The organism is Pseudomonas mendocina (assembly GCF_003008615.1).
In the GTDB taxonomy this organism is placed as follows: domain Bacteria; phylum Pseudomonadota; class Gammaproteobacteria; order Pseudomonadales; family Pseudomonadaceae; genus Aquipseudomonas; species Aquipseudomonas mendocina_C.
Map to the genome: position 1 here is coordinate 5619229 of NZ_CP027657.1, position 23989 is coordinate 5643217.

Annotated in this window: 18 protein-coding genes; 12 read left to right on the forward strand and 6 right to left on the reverse strand. The window is 60.8% G+C overall.

The window, feature by feature from the left end; translation table 11 throughout:
- Positions 1–21 precede the first annotated feature (21 nt).
- Positions 22–705 (forward strand): response regulator transcription factor, encoded by a 684-nt coding sequence (locus C7A17_RS25990; RefSeq protein ID WP_106742328.1) that lies wholly within the window; start codon positions 22–24, stop codon positions 703–705.
- On the opposite strand, the gene C7A17_RS25995 is transcribed toward C7A17_RS25990, so the two are convergent.
- Positions 702–1382, reverse strand: a complete 681-nt coding sequence (locus C7A17_RS25995) for a response regulator transcription factor (RefSeq protein ID WP_158704711.1) — start codon at positions 1380–1382, stop codon at positions 702–704. The genes C7A17_RS25990 and C7A17_RS25995 overlap by 4 nt on opposite strands.
- Before the next feature lie 242 nt (positions 1383–1624).
- Here C7A17_RS25995 and C7A17_RS26000 point away from each other — a divergent pair, with 242 nt between their 5' ends.
- The gene (locus C7A17_RS26000; RefSeq protein ID WP_106742332.1) at positions 1625–3631 is read left to right on the forward strand and encodes a sensor histidine kinase; all 2007 of its coding nucleotides are present in this window, start codon (positions 1625–1627) and stop codon (positions 3629–3631) included.
- A 302-nt stretch (positions 3632–3933) separates the two neighbouring features.
- Here the strand turns inward: C7A17_RS26000 and tssA are convergent, their stop codons facing one another.
- The 5 genes from tssA to C7A17_RS26025 are packed head-to-tail and all read right to left on the reverse strand — an operon-like array spanning position 3934 to position 11469.
- Positions 3934–4998, reverse strand: coding sequence for a type VI secretion system protein TssA (gene tssA, locus C7A17_RS26005; protein ID WP_106742335.1), 1065 nt, complete (start codon positions 4996–4998; stop codon positions 3934–3936).
- Positions 4995–8819, reverse strand: coding sequence for a type VI secretion system protein (locus C7A17_RS26010; RefSeq protein ID WP_106742337.1), 3825 nt, complete (start codon positions 8817–8819; stop codon positions 4995–4997). The genes tssA and C7A17_RS26010 overlap by 4 nt, the downstream gene beginning before the upstream one ends.
- Positions 8816–9586, reverse strand: a complete 771-nt coding sequence (locus C7A17_RS26015; protein WP_106742340.1) for a DotU family type IV/VI secretion system protein — start codon at positions 9584–9586, stop codon at positions 8816–8818. The genes C7A17_RS26010 and C7A17_RS26015 overlap by 4 nt, the downstream gene beginning before the upstream one ends.
- A gap of 30 nt (positions 9587–9616) precedes the next feature.
- A complete protein-coding gene (gene tssK, locus C7A17_RS26020; protein ID WP_106742343.1) occupies positions 9617–10942 on the reverse strand; it encodes a type VI secretion system baseplate subunit TssK in 1326 nt (441 codons plus the stop codon).
- Between the two features lie 56 nt (positions 10943–10998).
- Positions 10999–11469 carry a type VI secretion protein gene (locus tag C7A17_RS26025; protein WP_106742345.1) on the reverse strand — a complete coding sequence of 157 codons (471 nt, stop codon included), beginning with the start codon at positions 11467–11469 and terminating at the stop codon, positions 10999–11001.
- Positions 11470–11677: 208 nt separating this feature from the next.
- Between C7A17_RS26025 and tssB the strand changes: the two genes are divergently transcribed.
- The 10 genes from tssB to C7A17_RS26070 all read left to right on the forward strand — a co-directional run bounded on the left by tssB (position 11678) and on the right by C7A17_RS26070 (position 23982).
- Positions 11678–12256 (forward strand): type VI secretion system contractile sheath small subunit, encoded by a 579-nt coding sequence (tssB, locus tag C7A17_RS26030; RefSeq protein ID WP_106742347.1) that lies wholly within the window; start codon positions 11678–11680, stop codon positions 12254–12256.
- Between the two features lie 28 nt (positions 12257–12284).
- Positions 12285–13763, forward strand: a complete 1479-nt coding sequence (gene tssC / locus C7A17_RS26035; protein WP_106742349.1) for a type VI secretion system contractile sheath large subunit — start codon at positions 12285–12287, stop codon at positions 13761–13763.
- Between the two features lie 82 nt (positions 13764–13845).
- Entirely contained in the window at positions 13846–14343 is a 498-nt protein-coding gene (locus C7A17_RS26040) for an Hcp family type VI secretion system effector (protein WP_037002048.1), read from the forward strand.
- A 15-nt stretch (positions 14344–14358) separates the two neighbouring features.
- Positions 14359–14799, forward strand: coding sequence for a type VI secretion system baseplate subunit TssE (tssE, locus tag C7A17_RS26045; protein ID WP_106742352.1), 441 nt, complete (start codon positions 14359–14361; stop codon positions 14797–14799).
- Positions 14783–16570, forward strand: a complete 1788-nt coding sequence (gene tssF / locus C7A17_RS26050) for a type VI secretion system baseplate subunit TssF (protein WP_106742354.1) — start codon at positions 14783–14785, stop codon at positions 16568–16570. Before tssE ends, tssF begins: the two co-directional genes overlap by 17 nt.
- Complete coding sequence (tssG, locus tag C7A17_RS26055) at positions 16534–17553, forward strand: type VI secretion system baseplate subunit TssG (RefSeq protein ID WP_106742357.1); 1020 nt, start codon at positions 16534–16536, stop codon at positions 17551–17553. Before tssF ends, tssG begins: the two co-directional genes overlap by 37 nt.
- The gene (gene tssH, locus C7A17_RS26060; RefSeq protein WP_106742360.1) at positions 17553–20102 is read left to right on the forward strand and encodes a type VI secretion system ATPase TssH; all 2550 of its coding nucleotides are present in this window, start codon (positions 17553–17555) and stop codon (positions 20100–20102) included. The genes tssG and tssH overlap by 1 nt, the downstream gene beginning before the upstream one ends.
- A gap of 16 nt (positions 20103–20118) precedes the next feature.
- The gene (locus C7A17_RS26065; RefSeq protein WP_106742363.1) at positions 20119–21087 is read left to right on the forward strand and encodes a hypothetical protein; all 969 of its coding nucleotides are present in this window, start codon (positions 20119–20121) and stop codon (positions 21085–21087) included.
- A 233-nt stretch (positions 21088–21320) separates the two neighbouring features.
- Positions 21321–21878 (forward strand): hypothetical protein, encoded by a 558-nt coding sequence (locus tag C7A17_RS26875; protein WP_158704712.1) that lies wholly within the window; start codon positions 21321–21323, stop codon positions 21876–21878.
- A 97-nt stretch (positions 21879–21975) separates the two neighbouring features.
- A complete protein-coding gene (locus tag C7A17_RS26070) occupies positions 21976–23982 on the forward strand; it encodes a type VI secretion system Vgr family protein (protein WP_106742365.1) in 2007 nt (668 codons plus the stop codon).
- The last annotated feature ends 7 nt before the right edge of the window (positions 23983–23989 follow it).

The following is a 23989-nucleotide window of genomic DNA, read 5'->3' on the forward strand; positions in this document are numbered from 1 at the left end:
TTTTCTCTTGCCCGACTGCCCATGATTGACCTCATCCTGCTCGAAGACGAACCCGTTCTCGCCCAGGAACTGGCCGAGTTTCTCGAGGACTGCGGTTATCGCGTGACCGCCGTCGAAAGCCTAGCCGCCTTCACCGAAGCCTTCGACGAGCGTCGCCATCATTTGGCAGTGATCGACCTGGGCCTTCCGGATGGCGATGGCCTGGATCTGATTCGCCAACTGCGTAGCAGCGGCAGTACGCTAGGCATCATCGCCTTCACCGCACGCGGCACACCCGATAACCGTGTCACCGGCTTTCGCCAGGGCGTCGACCACTACCTGTCCAAGGGCTGCGACCTGGACGAACTGGCCGCCGTACTCGATGCCTTGCGCCGCCGGCTCGGTCTGCAACGGGAATCGTCGCCCTGGCAGCTGGACATGGGCCCCCGAGAACTCAAGGCCCCTAACCGCCAGGGGCTGCGGCTTTCCCACCAGGACTCACTGGTGTTGTATTGCCTGATGCGCAACGCCGGCAACACCGTTTCACGCCGGGAAATCGTCAAAGCACTCGACGAGGACTACCTGACCTACGACCAGCGCCGCCTGGATACGCAAATCCTCCGCCTGCGGCGCAACGTGGAACAGGCCACCGGGCTCGAGCTGCCCCTGAAAACGCTGCGCAACAGCGGCTACTGTTTCTACGAACCCACGCAGATCCGCGCCTAGGCCCTGCCCTGCTCGCGATGACGCGCCAGCAGGTTGCCGGTGAACAAATACCCTTTGTTGCGCAGAGCCCGGATCGGGGCCTCCCGCCCAGCGAATGTGGAAATCTTGCGGCGCAGCCGACTGACGATGGCCTCCAGGCGCCGCTCGTCGTAGGTCATGTAATTGACCCCAAGGCCCTCGGCAAGCGACTGCCGACTGGCCGTCTGATCCGGCGCGCGTTGCAGGCACTGAAGCACCAGGTATTCGTTGCGACTCAGCTCCAGGAAGCGACCATCGGGCAAGCCGAGCATCTGCCGCTGCGAGTCGATGACCCAACAATCACCTGCGGGCGCGACCTGCATACGCAGGCGCCGAGCCAGCGCGTCGATGACCGAAACGAGCTCGACCTCCACCAGAGGCTTGACCAGACAGTAATCAGCACCGTGCGCATACCCCTGCAGACGCAGGTTCATCTGCTCGGGCTCACAGGCCAGAATGAGCCCAACACCAGGCCAAAGACGATGCATGCGTGCAGCCAGATCCAGCTTGGCGCCCGCCTGTACATCGAGTTCGAGCAGCACGATATGAGGCGCGAGCAGCGCCACGTCGATTTCCGACACCCCCTCGGCGGTGCTGAGCTGAAGGTATGAGACATGCTCGTGCAAATGCAGGCAGGTGCTCAGAAGCCCGCCTGCCAAGGATTCCACCACCAGTAGCCTCAACTGCGACGACTCATGCACGGCAGCGTTTTCAGAATGTGAAACTCGTTTCACCTATGCGCTCTCATCAGCAACCGGGGGCGTTGCAGCGCCCCAGGCAAAGTCCCGCCATGATACTCCTTGCTCTGCCATAACCAACCGAGCAAACCTGAGTGCTCCATCGATAAAACGCCACCACCGGTTAGAATTCCAACTTCATCAGGCCTTGCAGAACCCGCCCCATGATCCAGTTCCTCCGCTATCTGCTGTTGATGTGCCTGATATGTTCATGGCCCGCCCAGGCCAGCACGCTGATGCTCAAGGCCCAGGCGACCAATACCAACGGTTATCTGGAGCGGCTCACTGACCCAACTGGCGCACTGGACGCGGCAAACGCACTGGCATCCAGCGACTGGATCGAACTGCCAGGCCCCCTGAACGCCGGTTTCACCTATGACGTCATCTGGTTGAAATTGCAGATACAGGCTGAACAGGCTGCGCCAACGGCCTGGATGCTGTCATTGAGCAACGCGCTGCTCGACGAAGTGACGCTGTATGACCTCAGCCAGGATGGCACGATCCGAGAACGGCATAGCGGCGAGACGCTGGATCGGACGTTGTGGCCAGTGAACTACCGCACGGCCTCCTTCCCCATCAGCCTCGAGAATGGCGAGCCTCATACCCTGCTGCTGCGCCTGAAGACCAAGAACGCGATGTCCGTCAGCGCGCGCCTGATGCCGGAATCGCAGTTCCACCAGCAGGCACGCAACGAATACCTGGGCCTCGGCCTGTACTTTGGTATCTATCTGGCGCTGATCGTGTTCCACAGCGTGTTCTGGCGCATGACGAACGCCCCCGAGAGCGGTTGGTATCTGATCTATGTCTCGTGCTGCTTTTTGATCGAGAGTTTCAGCACCGGGCTGATTCAGCAGGCTACGGGCCTTCCGGTAGCCTGGAGCGACCGCATGCTGGGCTGCATCATGGCGGCCAGCCTGCCGATCGGCTTCATATTCGCCCAGCGCCAGCTGCAGATCAGCGAATTTGCCGGCCTGCGGCGTATCCTCACCGGCATCTGCCTAGTCGTCAGCGCACTGGCGGCAACCACCATCCTGTTCGGCCATTACCAGATCGGCGCTCCGCTGACCCAGGTGTTCTCGTTACTGAACATCGCACTGCTCATCAGCACGGCGCTGTGGCTACTGCTCAAGGGGCAAAAATCCGCGCGCGTGTTCCTGCTGGTGTTCGGCATCTACTACGCGGGCGTCATCATCAGTTTCATGCGCAATCTGGGCGTGATTCCCACCACCTTCATGACCGACAATGCCGTGGCCATCGGCACCTTGCTGCATATGGCACTGATGAGCATGCGCATCATCCATCACTACCGCACGCTCGAAGAGGACAAACGCCGCGCTCAACTCGACTTCAAACTGTTGCTGCAGGAACACAACAGCAACCTGGAACAGCAGATCGTCGAACGCACTCAGGAACTGCGTGAAGAAATCAGCCGACGCACGCTGCTGGAAGGCGAACTCCGCGAAACCCTGCAACAAGAGAAACGAACGCGAGAAGAACAACGCGACTTCGTGGCCATGGTCTCGCACGAATTCCGAACCCCACTAGCCATCATCTCGACGTCGGCCCAGCAGATTTCCCGCAATCTGTCCGCTGCGCCCGAGCGTAACGAGAAGCGCTGCAAGAACATCCGAGAAGCCTCGTCGCGTCTACTCACCCTAGTCGATCACTACCTGAGCCACGATCGCATGGAGGGTACCACCGCCATCCAGTGCGATACGGATCACGCCCTGCAGCCGCTGATGGAAAGAAGCAGTGCGGATCTTCCAACTGGCCGGATCGTCATTCGCAACCTCAGTGCTCAAGACGCGATCCGTTGCGATGACAGCCTGATCAAGATCGCCCTGCGCAACCTTCTCGCCAACGCCGACCGCCATGCGCCAGCCGGCAGCGCCATCGAACTGCGACTGAGTGACCGCCCAGGTTTTCTCGACATCCAGATCAGCAACGAAGGCCCTGCGATTCCGGAAGACCAGTCCAGGCTGCTATTCCAGAAATACTTTCGCGGCAGCCAGGCCCAACACAGCCCCGGCGCTGGCCTAGGCCTGCACCTGGCGAAGCGGATCATAGAGCTGCATGGTGGCGATATCTGCCTGGAGAGTCGTGGCGAAGAAACGCCCATCTGTTTCCGCCTGAGCCTGCCACTTGGCACCGCCGCAGCTCCAGCCGTGTGAACGTTGCTGAGCAGCCGTTCCCCCCAATCGGCGACTCCTGTCCAGAGCATTTGAAGGTGTCTTGTGGCCAGCGAGAAGTGAGGCACTCGGCATGCACACCCGGAAGGCAGCCATCCGCGAACCCTTGACCCTAGACTCAACGATGATCAGGCCTTGGAAGCCGTAGCCTGACGCTGATACTTCGGGTTGAAAAATCCGCAATACAAAAAAGCCCGGTCATCTCTGACCAGGCTTTCATGCGAGAGTATTTGGATCGGGACGAAGGATTCGGGAACGCTGCTCCTCCCATTGCGTCGGCGTTTTTACTTAAGTACCCCCAGCAGTTTCCATAAACGTCTGGACTCGGCATCAGCGCTGATCAACTCGTCCAGCAGTTCGCCAAGAGGCTGGTTGCCCCACTCCACGGCCCGGCGAATGACGTAGGGGACGGGACTGTGCGGCTCGGTTCTGGCCAGGTAGTCGGCGATCTGTGCCAGCTGTCGGTAAGCCTGCTCGCGGCTGCTGGGCGCGCCCACTGCAGGCAAGGCGGTGGAAGAGGGTTCGGCTGTCGGCTCGTCCATGACAGCATCGCTCTCTGGCTCGGATGACGGGATCTGCTCTGACATCGGAACGAACTCCTCAAGCTGAACACGCAGGCTGGTCAATGTCTGGCGCAGGGGGCCAAAGCTGGGAGCCAGATCGGCCAGCCACCCCTCACTCCAGTTGTCCAGCCGTTCGAGAGCCGCGAGAGCCGCTCTCAGGTCAGCGTCGGCAGCGACATAGTGGCTTACAGGTATCTGCCTGAGTTTTTCATGCAGCTTGCGATACTCCAGTCGGGCTGACTCGGCGGCGATCTTGTCCTGCTTGCTATCGCTCGCCTGTACTTGGCGCTGCTGCAATTGCAACCATTCGTGCAGCGTGACATGCGCAAACTCTTCAGCATCGATACCGAAGAGCGGGATCTGCGTCAGGAGCGTGGAGCGGTATTGGCGGATCATCCATTCCAGTGGGAAGACACGCCAGGAACGATCATCGTCCTCGGGTTGCGGATGTAGATCATCCGGAAAGCGCTCGCACAGCCCCACCAGCAACTCCATTGCCGAACGCACACCTGCAAGTCCGTGCCGACGTATCCAGGCTTCGCCCAACCAAACGGCAATCATCAGATCCTTGCTGCGCTCGCGCAGCAGATCGCCTGCAAGCTGCTCCAACGCGGCCCAATCGCCACGCTTGAGGTCGCTTTGCCAGACGCCGGTCGGCAAGCTGGCGTCATCCTCGCGGCGTAGCTCCCGTAGACGATCCCACGCGCCTTCATAACGCAAGCTGGGGCCACAAATGGCATCGCCTGGGATGGGCTCCAGATACTGTCCGATCGAGACGCTGGTCATGGCGTAATCTCCGCACTTTGCAGCGCCTGCAACTGGAAATTGGTGAATGGCGAACCGGGTGCAACGACCGGCAGAGGCTGAATCGATAGAGGCAGCTTGCTGCCCTGGCTGAGCAGTGACAGGCCGATGAACATCTGAGCCTGCGGACTGGCATCCAGGGCACCCCGTACGGGAACCTGCAAGGTCAGAGGAAAGTCCGTGTAGTCCATGTTCGGCAAACGTTGCGGTACCACATGTGAACGCATCATACGCAGCAGCGCCCATGGACCACGGTATTCCCAGCCCGCCTCCAGGCCATTGACGGCCATGCTCGGTTGCAGGGGATCGATCGACGGCCGCTGGCTGCTGTCGCGGGCCCAGCGCAACACGAGTTGCAGCGGGTCTCCGACATTCCAGCGCAGACGCTGACCGGCCTCACCAGGGTGAGCAATCTGCTGGCCTGCGCCATTCAATGTCCAGGCGATCACCTGATCAGCCCCCCGCTCCTCTTCACGATCCGTTCGCCAGCGGACTTCGAGTTCCACACCGATGGTTCCTGACGGGTCGCGTATGAACATCGGCCCGAGCCAGGTTCTGGCCTGTTTCATCCGGGAAAGGAAGTCTTCTGCGGCCAGCCGACTGCCTGGCGGCGCCAAAACCAGTCCCTTCTCGGCCGCATCCAGATGGGTATCGATCAATTCCAGCAGGTGTTTGACACGCGCTGGATCAGCATCGCCACTTTCCAGGCTGTAGGAGAATGGGAAGCGCCCCGCCAGGTACTGGTTGAAGTAGTCCACCAGTGCATTCCAGGCTTTTGCGGCGTCCTGCATCTGCAATTGGTTGCAGCGCTGGCGTACCTGCTCGGTAATGCTCCGGGTATAACGGGCAAGATCTCCATCGTTCTGTGGCAGGCTGGCGGTCGACAGCACCTGCTGGCAATTGCCAAGATCTATTTCCACCAGATCTCGGCTCACTAGTTGCTCGAACAATGCCGGTGAGCTGCTCGGGTTCTGCGCCTTGTACTTCTGCATCTCATCGCTTATCGAGCCAAGCCTCGATACTTTCTCCTGCAGGGGCAATGGCAGATCCGCCTGCATCCTCAACCACGTCAGCTCTGGCCTCACTTTGTCGGTGCTGGCACTGATTTCCACAAACTGTCGGGCCAGAGATGATTTCAGATCCTGGACGTCAGTGGCGCGAAACAGCCTGAGTCCCAGATTGGGCTTACCGTCCCACTCGGAAATTGGGTAGCGCTTGATGAATAGCGGCAAGGTGTCGATATCCGTCAGAACCGCGTCGACGTCGACCATCGCACGCAAGGTCAGTTGGGATTGCAACGTACTGGCCAGATCGGCACGACCAAGGGCCTTGAGTGCCTGGATCACCTGCATGGCCTGTTCGACGGAGACATTGAACCTGCTCTGTGCAGAGCCGTAGTTGTAACCTGCTGGGGAGGCGGTCAGTTCCGACCACATCGCCAGTGCTGCGGCCTGCTCCGCGGCCTTGAGCATACCCGCGCGATAATCCGGCGCTATTTGCGCCAGCTCTTGTGTCACGAAGCTCTGATAGCTCTGCTGGTAGACCAACGCCTGAGTCATTTGCTGCTCGGTCACGTTGCCGAGGGCCCGGGAATCGATGGCGCCATCGGGGCGGCGCATCGCGCTCACGGCAAAATCGCGCTTGAGCAGATCACCAATGCTCCTCGACAGCTTGCTGATGTGCTCTTGCAGCACCAGCGTTCCACCGGCCTGGCGCTGCAGCAGGTTATCGCGGCTCGCAGCCCCTTCGATCCATTGGCTATGGAAGCTTCTGCGTAACTGCTCGGCCTCGAGGGTGACGGAAGCCTCTATGTTTGGCCCCAGGAGCCGGCTCTGCTTCACGTCATTCATCAGGTCGCGAAAACCCGGCACCAACTCCTCACTACTGCCATGGCTCCAGGCAGAGTTGGTGAGGACGATCAGATCCTCAAGATGAGCGATCAGGCCGTTGATTTCCTCAAGCTTGTTCAGCGAGGTATCCCGACCGTATTCCAGATCGTTCAAGTGTCTCTTGAGATAACCGGCAGGGGTGACGAAGTTACCCGCCAGAAAGTACTGCGCCAGCCAGAACTTCATCAGCGCCTGGAACTGCCCGGATAGCTGCTTGCGATTGGGCTCCAGATCCACAGGACGCAGGGCGGGTGCAGCCAGGTTACGCAGGGCCTGGTCATAAAAGGCTCGCTTGGGCAGGCTGGAGGGGTCGAGACTCAGCCCCAGCGCATCGTTGCTCAGTTGGGACAGCGGCTCGATGACGCCCTCCTGGCCGATAAGGGCATCGTTGAGCAGGCGATTGTGTCGCTCCAGGCTGACCACCCCCTCAGCCAGGGTGCGAGCCTTCACGTACGTGGGCCATTGATCCGGCTGAGCACTCTCGACATCAGGGCGCCGTTGCTCATTGCGGATCGTCAATAACGTCCTCAATTGGTAATCCTGCAGTTGCTGTAACGGCACCAAGGCCTCGCGGCGAGCCATGCTGCGCAACAACTGATCCATCTGGGTATCTAGCGAAGAACCCCAGGACGAGGGATAGACCAGCGATGAAAAATGCCAGCGAGGTGATTGCTGCAACAACGTCCAGAAGGCCTGAACGTTGAGCCGCGCCTGCTCCTGGCGACGCTCGGGTGCACGCAGACTGACATGTCCGGCATGCGTCGCCTGCAATAGGCGGCTCAGTTCACGCGCATCCTGCTGTCGTCCCTGCCATACCCACAGCATGCCCACCAGCCAGCAAAGGCCAAGCACTACCGCAACGCCCCCCACCGTTTTCTGCCAGCGCTGACGCAGGCGCAGAACTCGCGGCAGGGCCTGTGCCAACCCCTGTTCGGACAGAAATCGCTGCCGCCAGAGCATCTGCGTGAACACTCCCTGCCTCGCCGGCAGTTCATCGGGGTAAAGCTGCGCAGGATTCGATTCTGTGCGTGCCTGGGAAGCCCCCAGATAAAGGCCTCGAATCCTGGGGGCCTCGCCATGAGTGCTGCCCTGGAAAACCGGCTCCAACAGGGTGCGCAGATTGCCCTTGAGCGCCAGCAACAGGTCAGGCAAGCGATACAAATCCTCGGCTAGCTCGCCTTTCAGAGCCCCGACCTCGATGATGGCTGCCTGCATGCTCTGCACCACGGCATCCACCGCATCGTCGAGCCAATGACTCTGCCAGCCGGCATCCAGTCCATAGGGCGATGACCAACCCAGCAGGCGCTCGCGCCCCTCTTCGGGCAGTGCGGCGACCAGCTCCTGGAAGCCTGGCATATCCTCGAAACCCGTGATAACGACATATACCGGCAGTCCCAGGCCAAGGCGTTGGAGCAGCTCAGCAAAGCGACGGCGCAGAACGATCACGTCGGTGACACTCTGTGCACCGTCCTGCAACTGACCAAGAGGGATGTTCCAGATCACGCCATCCAGTGGGCGCTGCCCCCGTAACCTCAGCAACATGCCGAGTAGGCGACGCCAGACGAAGGTGGAAGCGTTACTGCCATCGTGGGGTAGGAATACGCCCTGAGGCACGACCAGCACGGCACCGTCCTGGTCGGCCCACCAGCGGCCGAACCAAGCCGGACGTCCAACGGGCGTGAGCTGCCAATCAAGACAAAGCTGGCTGCCTTCGCGCGGGTCGCCGAGCAGCATCAGCCAGGGAACCTGATAGCGCGACTCGAAGCCCTGCTCATGCTCCATCTTGCGCACCGCGGCGTAGAAACTGCGGATGGCCATACCGGATTGAGTGCGCAACCACCAGACCAGTACAACCAATGCCAGTAACAGCAGGAGAACGCCTATCACGCTGAGTACGATCGCCAGAGTACTCATTCAGCCAGGCTCCCGCTTTCTTCAAGGCTGACCAGATGCAGTAACGGCGTCAGCTCCGACTGGATGTCACTCCACATCCAGTGCCCAGCCACACTCAGAACCACCAACAAACCGCAGATCGCCAGCCCAAGACGCATGCCATCCGGCAGTACTCTTCGCATGGGGAGGCGTAACGCCGCAGAACGGCTCGGCCGCGCCAGGCTGTTCATCGCCCCGTTCATCGCCGGTTCACGTTGCCAGGCAAAGGTGAAAAGTGCATGCCGCCAACGCGCATGCAGCGCGCGCCCCCGAGCACTGCGCAGGCCACCGTAGAAACCAAGGATCAGGCATTGGAGATAGACATTGGCCAGATCGCGTGACGCCGGTGCACGCTCCTTGAGCAGCTTGTGAATGGCACGGGGCAAGCGCTCACCCGCATTGCGCGAACCATACAGGCGCGTTTCCAGCGGTCGTGGCTGCCAGGCCGCCCGGCCCGGCCAATCATCGAACAGAAGACGTTCGTCAACCAGGGCTACGAACGCATAGACCATCGCCTTGACCTGACTGGAAGAGGACGCACCGACACTAGCGAATGCACTGCGCCAAAGGCGACGAACCACAAGAGTCGTGGCCTCCGCCATGCGCTCGATCTGTTCATTACCAGGATTGCTGAGTCCCCCCACGCCATCCCAGACCCCTCGCCATTCGATCCAGGCCTCGCGAAACGCCAGGCTCAGCGGTGCCTCTCCGAACTCGGGGGGGTAAAGAGAAACGCTCCTTTCCAACATCTATGCATCCTTGGCTTGGGAAAGCTGATTTCAGTGGCTATCGGTCGTGAATAAAAGAACCTGCCAAGGGCTTGCAATCGCTCTCTGCGAGGTGACAGCCAAGTACAGTGGCTGTTCGGGATCGAACCAGTCACCGGAGGCCTGGATCAGAAAGAGGTGCGTTTCCTCACCCACACCGTACGCAGCTCGTTCGTTGCGGTTCATGGGCTGGTGAAGCAAACCGCTCATACGCTGCTGTACGAGTGTTGCTACGTGTTGCCGCGAGGCAATCACCACCTGCCCTAACCACGCCTGCGCGGCTTCCTGTCCGGTACCTGCGGGCATACGCAGCCCCACGACAAGGCGCTGGCGGCCTGTCTGGGTATCTGGCAAATCAATGGAAAAGCCCTGCTCGGACTGCTCGAACACCAGGCAACGGTATCCGACGCGGATGCTGTCCAGCTTCCGATGAAGCCACTCGATCACTTCATCGAAGCCGCGCTTGAGCTCTAGGAAGTCAAGAGGAGCGAATGCAGGGACGCCGCTTAACGCATCCAATGCACTCCAGGCACCTGCCAATCCAGCCAGTAAGCCATGCAGGTTCGCCGGAGTAGCCACTCGGCTGTTCAAGGCGACTTCAACTTCGGGAAGGCGCGCCCAAAGCGCTGTCAGTTGTCGCCTGAGTTCCTGTGCGTCGTCATGATTTCCCGCCTGCTCGGCCTGACGTAACCGTCCTGCGAGGAACAAGCATTTTTCCCGCCCCCTTGCGCACAGCGCAGAGACCATCTGCCCCAAATCCGACTCCGGCAGTATCAGCCCCATCGGCGGCACGTAGGGTTGCCTGACGAACCCGCCCCCCTCCTTGGATATCCGCAACAAGGGTAGGCAGATCGAATCAGCCCTATCGCTATCGGTAACCAGCCGTAGATTGGGACGCCAAACGAGAATCGGCTCCGGGTGCTCACCGCTGGCCAGATCAGGAATCGCCTCGGCAAGCTGTGACTGCAATCGCCCGTTAAGCGGCAGTACCTGACCGCTGCGGCCAAGGGGATTGACCGCCAGGAAGACCGTTACACAAGCGTTGGCTGATGCCGCCACGGGAGGCCCGACGTCGAGTTCCACAACCTTGCCGCTACCTGGTTGCACGCTGACGGGCAAACCGTCCGGCAGAATCGCCTCCAGGGATTGGATACGTACCAGGCCGGTACTGAGCGCGACAGGATCAACTTCCAACTCGGTCAATCCCCAGAACCACGGATTGCTGGCTCTGGCGCAGAGCGCAGCGATAACCTCCGCGCGTATGCCCTGCAATTGGAAATGCTGAGGCAACAGTTGCATGCCCTCGTGCCAGCAGACTGCATCCGGCAACACCTTCATACCACTCCCCTTTTACATCCGCTGTTTGGCATGCACGCTGCGCGCACAGCGCTTGGCTAACGATCCCGATCCGTCAGCAAGCGCATCTCCCTGCTATCGAAACGAAGCCACACACGTCCTGATTCATTCAGGCGCAAACGGTGTGCGCCTGGAGTGTTATAGCCGGCGAACACCAAAAGTCCAGCAGCCTTATCACCGGCAAAAGGAAAGTCGTGAACATCGCGAAATTGTCCCGGCACGAGCTCCAGGCTCCATACCGAAAACAGCTGGCGATAGTCGCGGCGATACTGGTCTCGCTCGGCGAACCACTGCTTGGAGGGGATATCGGATAGCAACTTGAGCAGGTCTGGGTCGCGTACAACAACGAAGTCCACGGCGATGGGTGTGTCGTCGTTGGCGCGTTCCGCCACGTCTAGTGTCAGACTGTCCAGACCGATCCTCTCACCTCGAAAACCACACCCGGTCAGTACAAGACTCAGACCTAACAGCACTGCAGGAAGGCAGGAAATCAAACGTCCCTGTGTCATGAAGACTTCACCTTGAAATTCACATTTGCAAATTTATAGACGTGATCTAGCGTCTATGAAAGTTCGTCCTCATGACGGATGTGAATGGATCGCCAAGGACGGGCTCGGTTTTCAGCTACCCGTTGCAGTAGCGGTCCAGCAAAGGAGTGCGAGCACGGGATCCGTCCGCTGCATTGCGCTCCAGGTACTGTCCCGGAGCCCAACCAACATGGCTGAGAGCACGCAACACAAGTTAGACCGGATCCGCCCGCCCCGAGTCCAGATCACCTACGATGTCGAGATCGGCAATGCGATCGAAAAGAAGGAGCTGCCCCTTGTGGTCGGCATCCTCGCCGACCTCTCTGGCAAACCCGAAGCACCGCTGCCCAAGCTGATTGATCGACGTTTCACCGAGATCGACCGCGATAACTTCAACGAGGTGCTCGCCTCCATCGAGCCACGCAGCACCCTGCAGGTGGAAAACACCATCAGCGGCGACGGCAGCAAACTCAACGTCGAGCTTCGCTTCCGCCACTTCGACGATTTCGACCCTGTAAACATCGTCAAGCAAATTACGCCTCTACGTCGCTTGTACGAAGCGCGCCAGCGCCTGCGTGACTTGCTCACCAAACTCGACGGCAACGATGACCTCGACAAACTGTTGCAGGACGTAGTGAGCAATACCGAAGGTCTGCAGGAAATCAAATCCGCACGCCCCGAAGGCGAAACTTCAGCCCAAGCTGCAGGCGAGTCTCCAGCCGACAACTCAGTTGGCGATGATGAAGCACCGACCGAACCCCAGGCCTGACCGCCCCTGAACTCCCGGAGATAACGCAATGGCAACCGAAGCCGGTGCTTCCAGCGAGAGCACGACACAGACCCTGACCCTGCTCGACCGTATCATTGCCGAGGGCCGTATGGCCCACGACGAAAGCCAGCAGGGATATGCCCGCGACATGCTCGCGGAGTTCGCCACTCAAGTTCTTGACGAAGGCATGGCCATCGACAAGGACACCGTGGCCATGATCAACGACCGTATCAGTCAGATCGACAAGCTCATCAGCGACCAGCTCAACGAGGTGCTGCACAACCCTGAGCTGCAGAAACTGGAAGCCTCGTGGCGCGGCCTGCATATGCTGGTGGATCAGACGGAGACCAGTAGCCGCCTGAAACTGCGTCTGCTGAACGTCACCCAGAAGGAACTGCAGAACGACCTGGAGAAGGCCGTCGAATTCGACCAGAGCGCGCTGTTCAAGAAGATCTACGAAGAGGAATACGGCACCTTCGGCGGACACCCATTCAGCCTGCTGGTGGGCGACTATGCCTTCGGCCGCCATCCCCAGGACGTGGCCCTGCTGGAGAAGCTTTCCAACGTCGCTGCAGCGGCTCACGCGCCCTTCATCGCCGCCGCCAACCCCAAGCTGTTCGACATGAACAGCTTCACCGAGCTGGCCGTCCCCCGCGACCTCAGCAAGATCTTCGAGAGCCTGGAGCTGATCAAGTGGCGCAGCTTCCGCGAGGGCGAAGATTCGCGCTACGTCTCCCTGGTGCTACCGAACTTCCTGTTACGCCTGCCCTACGGCCCGGATACCAAGCCTGTGGAAGGCATGGACTATCTTGAGGACGTCAACGGTACCGACCACTCCAAGTATCTCTGGGGTAATGCCGCCTGGTTGATGGCCGTACGCATCACCAGCGCCTTCGCCAAGTACGGCTGGTGTGCGGCTATCCGTGGTGCCGAGGGTGGTGGCGCGGTGGAGGGCCTGCCGGCTCACACCTTCCGCACCCTGTCCGGCGACCTGTCGCTGAAGTGCCCGACCGAAGTGGCGATCACTGACCGCCGCGAGAAGGAGCTCAACGACCTCGGCTTCATCTCCCTGTGCCACAAGAAGAATACCGACATGGCCGTGTTCTTCGGCGGCCAGACCACCAACAAGGCCAAGGTCTACAACACCAACGAAGCCAACGCCAACGCGCGCATCTCGGCCATGTTGCCTTACGTGCTGGCGGCCTCGCGCTTCGCCCACTACCTGAAGGTGATCATGCGCGACAAGGTGGGCAGCTTCATGACCCGCGACAACGTGCAGACCTACCTCAACAACTGGATCGCGGACTACGTGCTGATCAACGACAACGCACCTCAGGAGATCAAGGCTCAGTACCCCCTGCGCGAAGCCCGCGTAGACGTCTCGGAAGTCGCCGGTAAGCCAGGCGTCTACCGTGCCACGGTGTTCCTGCGCCCACACTTCCAGTTGGAGGAGCTGACTGCCTCGATCCGCCTGGTGGCCAGCCTGCCGCCCCCGGTAGCTGCCTGACCCCACGCCCCCGCCGACTCACCCGGCGGGGGCTCGCCCACATCAAGATCCACCCCGTTTCCAGACCCAGGAGTTATCCGCGATGGATGCCATCATTCTCGACCTCGGCGACGACATCAAAGGCGACAGCCTGCTCGAGGGCTACACCGACAAGATCGAATTGATGTCCTACAGCCACAACGTGGCAATGCAGGTCACCAACGACGTCAGCAACTCGGAGCGTACTTCCGGCAAACCACATATCGGCGAGTTCACCGTAACCAAGTTCGTTGATACCTCGACTCCCTCACTCAACGAGTTCTGCTGCGCAGGCAAGCCCATCACCACGGCCACGATCACCATCGGCCGTAACGCTGCCGAGGGCGATGGCAAGCTGCTGCCCTTCATCGTCTACACCCTCGACAATGTGGTGCTGTCCAACGTCAGCGTCAGCGGTGGTGCCGGTGGCAAGCCGGTGGAAACCCTGTCGCTGAACTTCACCAAGATCAAATGGGAACTCACCGCACAGAAGGACGATGGCACCAAGGAGGGCACCGCCGCCTCCACCTGGGATCTGGCCGCCAACAAGCTCGTCAAGTAAGGACGTCACCGCTCCATGCCTTACAGCGGGCTGCTGCCCCCCCTGTTCGAGCGTCTCTCCGCCCAGGCGGACGAGGCGCCGGACTTCGACCGCGATGCGTTGGCTGAGTCCGTCCGCCTGGAGTTATCGCGTCTGCTCAATACCCGTCGTCCCTCACGCGCCAATGGGCAGCAGCTCACCATACTCGACTACGGTATCGCCGACTGGAGCGCCCTGCAGGCTCTGCGGGTCGATGACCGCCGCCTGTTGCTGCGGGAATTGCGTGCTGCCGTGCAGCACTTCGAGCCACGCCTGCAACTGAGCGAGATCGACGTCGAGTCACTCCCCGACCAGCCCCAGCGCCTCGGCATCCGCCTGGCTGGGCAGCTGCGCAGCGGTCGTCGTACCTGGCCAGCGCTGTTCCTCCTCGCCCCCAATAACGACGGCCTGGAGGTACACCATGAGCGACTCGATTGATGCCGATCTGCTGGACTACTACCAGCGCGAACTCACCTGGCTGCGCCACGCCGGCAGCGGCTTCGCCCAGCGCTACCCAAAAGTGGCGCGGCGTCTGGAACTGGCCCCCGGCGAATGCCCGGATCCCCACGTAGAAAGGCTGCTGGAAGGCTTCGCGCTGCTCAGCGCGAGACTGCACCGGCGCCTCGATGACGATTACGCTGAATTCAGTGACGCCCTGCTGGAACAGCTCTATCCGCTAGCCCTGCGCCCCCTGCCTTCCTGCGCCATCGTGCAGTTCGAGCCGGATCCGACTCAAGGCAGCCTTGCCGAGGGCTACGCCCTGCCCCGCGACACACCTTTGTTCGTCACCACTCGCGACGGTGCCAGCGTGCACCTGCGCACCACCGCCGAATCGGTGCTCTGGCCGTTACGCATCCGTGAGGCGACCTTGCTCGACGGCGACGCCGCCGTGGCCTTCTCCGGTCACCCGCGCGCGCGCTCGGCCCTGCGCCTGACCCTGGAATGCCTCGGCGAATTCGACTGGGCGCAACTGCCGGTGCGCCGCCTGCGAGTGCACCTGGCCGCCTCACCAATGACCAACGCCAACCTATACGACCTGCTCGGTGCTCATAGTCTCGGGGTGTGGAGCGGCGCGCCGACAGGCCCATTGCAAAAGGTGCTTGGCGAAGTCGCCCCGGTGGGCTTCGCCGACGACCAGGCGCTACTGCCCGACGAGGACTGCCAGCACCCTGGCCTGCGCCTGCTGGCGGAGTACTTCGCCTTCCCCGACAAATTCGCCTTCTTCGACCTGCCGCTGCTGCCGCCTGCCAACGGCGGACGCGACTGCCAGGTGCTGATCGCTTTCGACCGCGCTCCGGTGGGCAGGCCGCACCTGCAGGCCAGCGAACTGCGCCTGGGCTGTGCCCCGGCCATCAACCTGTTCCCACGCACCTCAGAACCATTGCGTCCGGACGGCACCCGCAGCGAATACCGCCTGGTGGCCGATGCCCATCGTGAGAACAGCGTAGAGATCCACAGCATTCGCAACATGCGTGCCGTAACCCCACAAGGGGTACGCCAAGTGCCGGCCTACTACGGCCACAACCACGCAGGCGAAGGCTTGTACTGGCATGCCCGTCGCATCCAGGGACTGAACCCTGCACGCCCCGGCAGCGACCTGTTGCTAAGCCTGGTGGACACTGCCTTCGACCCGCGGCACGACGCCCCCGAGTACAGCCTCACCGCCGAACTGCTCTGCACCAACCGACACCTGGCCGAGAACCTGCAATCCGGCACCCGCCTGAGTTTCGAGCGCCCTGGCCCGGTTGCCCTGGCTAGCCTGCTGGCACCGCCCACGCCGCAGAGTCTGCCGCACCTTTCCGGCCCCTCGCGCTGGCGCCTGGTATCCCAACTGAGCCTCAACCACCTGTCCCTGGTCGAAGGCCCCAAGGCTCTCGACGCGTTGCGCGAGCTGCTGCATCTGCACAACCTGCGCGACGAGGCTGGGCCACGGCGCCAGGTAGACGGGCTGAAGGAACTCACCTGCCTCCGGGTGATGGCCCGGGTCGGCGAGGACGCCTGGCGCGGCTGGCGCAACGGCCTGGAGGTGCGTATCCACCTTGACCCGCAGCATTTCGCCGGTGCTAGCGCAGTGCTGTTCTCCGCCGTGCTGGCGCAATTCTTCTCCCTCTATGCCACACCCAACCGCTTCTTGCGCACGGTGCTGGTCGACGCTGACAAGGAGGTTCGGACATGGCAGCCCCAGGCCGGCAAACCCCTCAGCCTCTGAGCCAACGTCTACGCGAGAAGCCCCAGGCCTTCGAATTTCTCCAGGCCCTGCTGCTGCTGGAACGCGAGCAGCCCGATGCCACGCCGCTGGGCCAGGGTAGCAGCCCGGACGATGAAGCCCTGCGCTTGCGCGGGCCACTCACGCCGACCTTCTCCGCCAGCCAGGTGGAACGCTTGGAGGAGCAACCCGGGCAAGCGCCCGTCCTCAGCACTGCTGTATTCGGCCTCGGCGGCCCCGACGGCCCCCTGCCCTACGCCTACCAGGAATGGCTGCAGCAGCGCGCGCGCCACAAAGACCACGGCCCTGCGGAATTCCTTGACCTGTTTCAGAACCGCCTGCTTGCCCAGCTCTATCGGGTGCTGGGCCGCCATCGCCTGGCACTCGGCTTCCTGCCGCCCGAACAGGCCCCCGTGCATCCGTCGCTACTGGCCCTGGCCGGCCTGCTGCCGCGCCGCCTGCAGCAGCGCATGGATCTGCCGGACGCCGCCGTGACGGCCCGCGCAGCACTGTTCAACGGCCCGCGCCGCTCTCTAGCCGGTTTAGCCATATTGGTACGCCACCAGTTTGACGTGGCAGTGGACTACGAGGCCTACCAGGGTGCATGGCGCGCTATCCCCCCTGCCAGCCGCAGCCGCCTGCAACGCGGCGGCCGTAACCTCGGCCTGGGTTGTGACGCAATCGCCGGCACTCGAGTCTGGGACGAGCACGCAGGCATCCGCCTCACTCTTGGCCCGCTGAGTACCGAGCAAGCTAACGCCTACCTGCCCGGAGGTGCGCAGCACCAGCGGCTTGCCGACCTCACCGGCCTCTACCTCGGCCCCGACCTGGATTGCCACCTGCGCCTGCTGGTGCGCCCAGGCGCCCCCCTATGCCTGAACCGCCGGCAACCGCCGCGCCTGTGCTGGAGCGGCGGCCTGCATCTGGCTGCGGGCAGCACTCTGCAACGCATTGACACCCGCCTGCGGCTCAAGGAGATGCCCTGATGGAACTCGCCGCGCTGATCGGCCGCCTCAACGCAGACAGCCGCCGTGCCTTGGAGCGTGCTGCCCAGCGCTGCCTGCAACGCACCCACCACTATGTAGAGATCGAGCACCTGCTACTGGAGTTGCTCGACATAGAAGGCGGTGACCTCACCTGGTTGCTGCCTCGCTTCGGCCTGGAGCGCGACAGCGTAGCCACCGAAATCAACCGTGCACTGGAACTGTTCAAGGCCGGCAGCACCCGTACCCCTGCGCTTTCCGCCCAGACCATCGGTCTGTTGGAAGACGCGGTGGTTCAGGCCAGTGTGCAGGGTCAGTCGAGCATCCGCTCCGGCCTATTACTACTCGCCCTGCTCGATCGCGACGAACGCCGCAGCCTGCTACTCAACAGCGCCTCCTCGCTGCTGCGCATTCCTCGTGAAGCCCTGCGCGCCAACCTGCTGGAATGGACTCAAGCCTCCCGAGAATACAGCGGTGGCCCCAACCCAGCAGGCAAGGTTCGCCATCCCCAGGAACCACCCCAGGACAGCGTGCTCGACCAATACACCCAGGATCTCACCGCCGATGCCCATGCCGGGCGCATCGACCCCATCGTTGGGCGCGACAGCGAGATCCGTCAAAGCATCGACATCCTCCTGCGTCGGCGGCAGAACAACCCGATCCTGGTGGGCGCGCCCGGCGTCGGCAAGACTGCCGTGGTCGAAGGCCTGGCCCTGCGTATCGCCGCCGGCGACGTGCCTCCACCTTTGCAGAACGTCATCCTGCGTGTGCTCGACCTCGGCCTGCTGCAGGCCGGCGCCGGGGTCAAGGGTGAGTTCGAGCAGCGCCTAAAAGGCGTGATCGACGCCGTACGCAACAGCGAGCAACCAATCATCCTGTTCATCGACGAAGCCCACACCCTGATCGGTGCCGGTGGCAGCGAAGGCGGCAGCGACGCCGCCAACCTGCTCAAACCGGCCCTGGCCAGGGGCGAACTGCGCACTCTGGCCGCCACTACCTGGCTGGAATACAAGAAGTACTTCGAGAAGGATCCCGCCCTGGCCCGCCGTTTCCAGCTGGTGCAAGTGGAGGAGCCTGACGAGGCCACCGCCGTGGAAATGCTACGCGGTGTCGCCGCCAAGCTGGAGCAGCACCACGGCGTGCAGGTGCTCGACAGCGCCATTCAGGACGCAGTCAAGCTCTCCCACCGCTACATCTCCGGCCGCCAGTTACCGGACAAGGCCATCAGCGTGCTCGACACCGCCTGCGCCCGCGTCTCCCTCGGCCAGCACGACGTACCGCCACCACTGGAAAGCCTGCGCCACCGCGAAGTGGCAGTGAGCGAAGAACTACAGCGCCTGCGCCGTGAACAGACCACCGGCCTAGACCATCGCGAGCGAATCAACGCTCTGGAGCAAGAGTCCACCGGCAACCGCAGCGCCATCAAAGAGTTGGAAACCCGCTGGAGCGAAGAGCGCGGAGCCGTGCGCGAATTGTTGGAAGCCCGCCGTGAATTGCTCGCCCTCAGCGAAAATACTGACACCAGCCAACCCGACGAAGCACTGGACGAACGCAGTGACTATCTAGCCGCAGAACTGGCGCGACTGGAGGCGGGACTTGAGGCTATCCGCCAGGACGATCCACTAGTACCCGAACAGGTGGACTCGCGCATCGTCGCTGCCGTAATCGCTGGCTGGACCGGCATTCCCATAGGCAAGATGCTCGCCGACGAAGCTTATGCCGTGCGTACCCTCGGCCTGCGCCTGGGCCAACGGGTCATGGGCCAGGACAGCGCCCTGGCCACCATCGCCCAACGCATCCAGGCCTACCGCGCCGGCCTCACCGACCCGGCCAAGCCGGTGGGTGTATTTCTGCTGGTCGGCCCCACTGGCGTCGGCAAGACCGAGACTGCCTACTCCCTGGCCGACGCGCTCTACGGCGGTGAGCGCAACCTCATCAGCATCAACCTCTCCGAGTACCAGGAGGCCCATACCGTCAGCCAACTCAAGGGCGCTCCGCCCGGGTATGTCGGCTACGGCACCGGCGGCGTGCTCACCGAAGCCGTGCGCCGCCGCCCCTACTCCGTGGTACTGCTGGACGAAATCGAGAAGGCCCACCCCGATGTGTTGGAAGCCTTCTACAACGTCTTCGACAAAGGCGTGATGGAGGATGGCACCGGCCTGGTGGTGGACTTCAAGAACACCGTAATGCTCGCCACCAGCAACGTCGGCTCCGAACTGGTGCTGGACACCCCCACCGACCAGCTTGGCAGCGACGCCTTCAATGAGCGCCTGCACAAGGTACTTCTACAGGCCTTCCGCCCCGCCTTCCTCGCCCGCATGACCGTGGTGCCCTACCGCCCGCTGGACGAAGCGACGCTGGAAGGCATCGTCCTGGCCAAGCTGGAAAAACTGCGGGAACGCTACAAGGCCGCCACCGGCAAGCAATTCGACTTCGACCCGGCCATCGTCAAGGCTGTGCTCGCCAAGTGCAGTTCGGCCGGAGCACGGGATATTGAGAATGTGTTGATGGCGCAGGTGACGGGGAAGTTGGCGGAATGGGTGTTGGAGTAACTTAGGGAGAGCCGCCATGGAGAAAGGTAAGTACGGAACTTACTTTGTAAGCAGCCTTGATGAGGCAGTCAAAAACAACAAGGGCGCACTCGTATATGCAAACTTTACGTTTGACCCGATTACCAAGGGCGGAACTTCCAATCCGAACACACTACAATCCGAGTACAGCGTCCTTGCACTTGTAAAATTCTGTGGCTTTATTTTTGGAAGCTTCATAAATGCTGGGCCAGAAAAAATCTACAAAATAAACTCTGAATCCCATAATGGAGACCACGCTGAAGACAACTTCATGGCAGCATGGGAGGAGTTTGTCTCCACCAGCGTTTACAAGGAAATACTGGATCTCCAAAATTACAACAAGGAAGCCGCATACATCACAATCAAAATATCAAAGTCACCTTGCGTTGCCTGCTCTAGCAAGCTAATAAAATTTATCAAATCGCACTCAATTAACATCAGAATGAAAATACTGCAGCTCTATGGAGGACAGCCCGGAGCGCTTACCAACAGACTGAGTGTACTGGCATTGATCAGCCATGGCTTTGCCATTAAGAGCTGGGATGTTCTCAACCCTGACAAAGGGCATCGATCGCATACTAAAAGAGGACATCCCCATGAAATGTTTTTCGCCTCTTTACATCTCCAAAATGTATCTCTAGACGACGAAGCCGATGAGGCCCGAGTGCTTACCAACGAAGAGCAAGCCTTTATTGAATTCAGGAGCTATGTAGTTGACTCCAATATAAAACTAAACCAACAAATCGAAGAGGCACTTAGTTACTTTGAAAATCCACCAGCAATTGAAACGCTCATACAAAGCAAGGTGCAAACCGCAAAGAAACTTCTTGAATTCATGGAAACTATCAGAAAAGACACCAGATTAAGCGAAAGATTATTAATGTCTGAGGAGCTCTACTACATGCTGAAAAGCATTTCATTCTCCGAAAACCTTAAAGAAAATGCCTTTGGCAAAAAAATAGCCTGACAAACAAAGATCGCACATTCAATCCCTGAGAAGAATTAACCGAAAGCAGCTAATTAGATGCTGAGCAGAAAAATTTTGATTTTTACGTGAATTACCAGGACTAAGCACACCAACTGATTTTCATTTTTTGCCATGTGTTAAACGTACGAGCTCTCAGGATTTGGCAATTTATAAGACATCCTGCAAAGATCTTATTCGAGTATTAGTCATTCCTTTAAAACTGGAGACAAGTTATGCCTGCACCAGCCGTATGTGATCGCCTCGCGCAACTTGAAGGCTTTGGTTTTATGTGGGCGCCTGGACAAATGACTATCGCCACAAGCTTTTCACCTCAAGGAGGGGCGTTTCAGGGTGAGATCATGACAACACCGATCTCCTGCTACGAGATTGTATTGTGGGCTGCACATCTGTCGGGAATTGCCGGCAATACTATATGGCGCGTAATTGACGATTTATTCCGAGCAAATGCTCAGCACAATCAACCCAACAACAATTCCATCCGAGGAGCGCTAAACCGTTACTACTTTAATAAACTGGCGCCATTGCGAGCCTTCGGAAGTTATCCAAGCAAGGGAGATTTGGTGCTTTTTTCAGCCGCAGGTATTGATTATATTGCCCACGTGGCATTGGCTACAGGCAACGGGTATGAATTGCTTTCACTTGGGCACAATGGCCCTGCTAATGCTCCAGCACAGGGAGTGGCGCTCCAAGTAGAACGTCTTACCATCAACGATATTCTTACGCTAAATCCATTACTGACTCGTGTAGAGTTTGGCACGCCGCCATGGTGATTTTAAAAATGGCAAGCAAAAGAGGACCAAGCGAAGCAAAAGGGGACTGACTTATTTACTGACCGCCCCACGGCACAACAACCCAAACGAGCTTATAATGCCCCGCCCCACCGACACCACCACCAGCCTCTCCCTCAGTGCCTCCGCCCTGACGGATCTTTACCCCCAGACGCTTTCCGGGGACGAGGCGTTGAACGAGTTGGGCAGCCTGACGCTCAATGGCGACAGCGCCATCGCGCTGACGTTGAGCAGTGCCGTAGCCACGCATATCACCGCCATCCTGCACAACGACGCCAACCAGCACCCCCTCGATGCCCTGGTCGCAGAGATCCGCCAGCTCCCCGCCGATGCCACCGCCGACCGCTACCAAGTGGTGCTACGCCCCTGGCTCTGGTGGCTAACGCTCGCCAGCAACAACCGAGTCTTCCAGAACCTGTCCACCAGCGACATCGTCACCACCATCTTCAAGGCCCACGGCTTCACCGATTTCAAGCTGTCGCTAACTGGCAGCTACGAGCCGCGCGAGTACTGTGTGCAGTACGGCGAAACCGACTTTGCCTTCGTCTCGCGGTTGCTGGAGGAGGAAGGCATCTTCTGGTTCTTCACCCACGAGGACGGCAAGCACACGCTGGTGCTGGGCGACAGCAGCGATGCCTTCGTGCCGATCCCCAACGGGCCGAAGGTGCCCTACCTGGGCCAGGGCATCGGCGTGCGCGAGCTGCACGGCATCCGCTCGGCGCAGTACAGCGTGCAAGCGGTGAGCGGGGTGTACTGCGCCACGGACTATGCATTCACCACCCCCACCACCTCGCTCTACAGCCAGGCCGAGGCGGTGGCCGGGCCGTTGTCGATGTACGAGCACCCTGGCGGCTACATTGCCAAGGCGCGGGGCGATGCCTTGACCAAGCAGCGCGTGGACGGGCTGCGCAGCCAGGAGAAGCGCCTGATCGGCGAAAGCGACTGCCGCTGGCTGGTGCCCGGCCACTGGTTCACTCTCACCGGGCATGACGATGCCAGCCTCAATATCGACTGGGTGGTGACCGCCGTCACCCATGACGCCAGCCACGAGCACTACCGCAACCGCTTCGAAGCCATCCCCAAGGCCACCGCCTACCGCCCGCCACGGCTCACGCCCAAGCCACACATGCACACCCAGACCGCGCAGGTGGTGGGCAAGGCTGGTGAAGATATCTGGACTGACCAGTATGGCCGCATCAAGATCCAGTTCCCCTGGGATCGCGACGGTAAGAACGATGAGACCTCGTCCTGCTGGGTACGCGTGGTGCTGCCCTGGAGCGGCAAGGGCTTCGGCATGCAGTTCATTCCGCGCATAGGCCAGGAGGTAATCGTCACCTTCATCGACGGCGACCCGGATCGCCCGCTGGTCACCGGCTGTGTCTACAACGGCGACAACACCCTGCCCTACGCCTTGCCGGACAATCAGACCCAATCCGGCATCAAGACCAATTCCTCCAAGGGCGGGGGCGGCTTCAACGAACTGCGCTTCGAGGACAAGAAGGACGCCGAGGAAGTCTTCCTCCAGGCGCAGAAGGACATGAAGGTCAACGTGCTCAACGACAGCACCGCCACCATCGGCCACGATGAAACCCTCACGGTGCAGAACGCCCGCACCCGCACGGTGAAGGAAGGCGACGAGAGCATCACCCTGGAGAAGGGCAAGCGCACGGTGACCATCCAGACCGGCAGCGACAGCCTCGACGTGAAAGACAGTCGCACCGTCAGCGTCGGCGCCGACCAGACCCACAGCACCGGCGGCAACTATAACCACAAGGTCAGTGGCAATTACGAGCTGACCGTGGACGGCAACCTCACCATCAAGGTAACCGGCACTCTCACCTTGCAGAGCGGCGGCGATTTCACCGCCAAGAGCGACAAGAACCTCACCACCCAGGCCGGCATGGCGCTCACCGACAAGGCCGGCACCTCGCTCACCAACCAGGCTGGCACCTCCCTGGACAACAAGGCCGGCACCACACTGACCAACGACGCCGGCGTCAGCCTGACCAACAAGGCCGCCGCCGAACAGACCGTGGATGGCGGCGGCATGCTGACCATCAAGGGCGGCCTGGTGAAGGTCAACTGAGGCACCC

Coding starts and splice junctions, on each gene's coding strand:
- C7A17_RS26010 (WP_106742337.1), bottom strand. CDS start 8,819: ATGAGTACTCTGGCGATCGTACTCAGCGTGATAGGCGTTCTCCTGCTG.
- tssK (WP_106742343.1), bottom strand. CDS start 10,942: ATGAAGGTGTTGCCGGATGCAGTCTGCTGGCACGAGGGCATGCAACTG.
- tssH (WP_106742360.1), top strand. CDS start 17,553: ATGGAACTCGCCGCGCTGATCGGCCGCCTCAACGCAGACAGCCGCCGT.
- C7A17_RS26065 (WP_106742363.1), top strand. CDS start 20,119: ATGGAGAAAGGTAAGTACGGAACTTACTTTGTAAGCAGCCTTGATGAG.
- tssC (WP_106742349.1), top strand. CDS start 12,285: ATGGCAACCGAAGCCGGTGCTTCCAGCGAGAGCACGACACAGACCCTG.
- tssB (WP_106742347.1), top strand. CDS start 11,678: ATGGCTGAGAGCACGCAACACAAGTTAGACCGGATCCGCCCGCCCCGA.
- C7A17_RS26025 (WP_106742345.1), bottom strand. CDS start 11,469: ATGACACAGGGACGTTTGATTTCCTGCCTTCCTGCAGTGCTGTTAGGT.
- C7A17_RS26875 (WP_158704712.1), top strand. CDS start 21,321: ATGCCTGCACCAGCCGTATGTGATCGCCTCGCGCAACTTGAAGGCTTT.
- tssA (WP_106742335.1), bottom strand. CDS start 4,998: ATGACCAGCGTCTCGATCGGACAGTATCTGGAGCCCATCCCAGGCGAT.
- C7A17_RS25990 (WP_106742328.1), top strand. CDS start 22: ATGATTGACCTCATCCTGCTCGAAGACGAACCCGTTCTCGCCCAGGAA.
- tssG (WP_106742357.1), top strand. CDS start 16,534: ATGGCAGCCCCAGGCCGGCAAACCCCTCAGCCTCTGAGCCAACGTCTA.
- C7A17_RS26040 (WP_037002048.1), top strand. CDS start 13,846: ATGGATGCCATCATTCTCGACCTCGGCGACGACATCAAAGGCGACAGC.
- C7A17_RS26015 (WP_106742340.1), bottom strand. CDS start 9,586: ATGTTGGAAAGGAGCGTTTCTCTTTACCCCCCCGAGTTCGGAGAGGCA.
- C7A17_RS26070 (WP_106742365.1), top strand. CDS start 21,976: ATGCCCCGCCCCACCGACACCACCACCAGCCTCTCCCTCAGTGCCTCC.
- tssF (WP_106742354.1), top strand. CDS start 14,783: ATGAGCGACTCGATTGATGCCGATCTGCTGGACTACTACCAGCGCGAA.
- tssE (WP_106742352.1), top strand. CDS start 14,359: ATGCCTTACAGCGGGCTGCTGCCCCCCCTGTTCGAGCGTCTCTCCGCC.
- C7A17_RS26000 (WP_106742332.1), top strand. CDS start 1,625: ATGATCCAGTTCCTCCGCTATCTGCTGTTGATGTGCCTGATATGTTCA.